Source organism: Mycobacterium talmoniae (assembly GCF_001854525.1).
GTDB lineage: Bacteria > Actinomycetota > Actinomycetes > Mycobacteriales > Mycobacteriaceae > Mycobacterium > Mycobacterium talmoniae.
This window is the reverse complement of sequence record NZ_MLQM01000361.1, coordinates 1-844: the sequence shown is the minus strand read 5'-3', so window position 1 is coordinate 844 and position 844 is coordinate 1. Positions and strand designations below refer to the sequence as shown.

1 protein-coding gene is annotated in these 844 nt (G+C 71.4%); it reads right to left on the bottom strand.

Translation table 11 applies throughout. The annotated features are described in order from the left end of the window. Positions 1–336, bottom strand: a 336-nt coding sequence (locus BKN37_RS29670; RefSeq protein WP_207547309.1) for a hypothetical protein, incomplete at its 3' end; no start/stop codon positions are given. Between the last annotated feature and the right edge of the window lie 508 nt (positions 337–844).

Here is an 844-nt window from a genome sequence, read left to right as displayed (position 1 = left end):
CCCCCGCCCGCCCTCCACCACCTCGGCCGCCGGCCGCGTCAGACGTGTATAAGCGACAGGCGCCGGGGGCAGCACCGGCATTGGCGGTGGCACCGGTGGTGGCGCCAGCAGCGGCGGTGGCAGCAGCGACATGGGTGGCGGCGGCAGCATCGGCGGCAGCAGCGACATGGGTGGCGGCGGCAGCATCGGCGGCAGCAGCGACATGGGTGGCGGCGCCAGTATGGGCGGCAGCAGCGACATGGGCGGCGGGGCCAGTATGGGCGGCAGCAGCGACATGGGTGGCGGCGGCAGCATCGGCGGCAGCAGCAGCATCGGCGGCGGCACTGGCGCGGACAAGTAGCCGGCACACCGCAATGCGACTAGCTAAATAAAGGGGGATTCGCGAGGAGGATGGCCCATGGGCTGTGCGACGTCGTCGGGCGTTCGGAGCAGTGTGGCAAAGATGGCCGCAGTGAGCGCCCTGATCGCCATAGCCGCACTGGGGCTGCCCGCCCCAGCGTTTGCGGCGCCCACCCCGGCCGACTATCCCGATTGCGAGACCGACTCGCAAGACATCTTGTGTCCGCCGAGCGGGCCAAACGATCCCAAATGCGGGCAGCCGCAGTGGGAAAATGACGCACGCGCGCAGGGCGTTTGCCTGGGCAGCCCGTATGCCCGCAACTTTGAGGGGCTGCCATGTGTCTCCAACCCCGGGCCGGGCTGTCCACCCCCGTACATGTCACCGGCACCGGCCTTCCCTGCGCCGACTGCTCCAGCGGCCCCGCCGATCGACACGCCCGAGCCACCACCGGGAGCCCCGCCAACGGGTGCACCGCAACCGCCCGCGACCCCCCCCACCGACGGT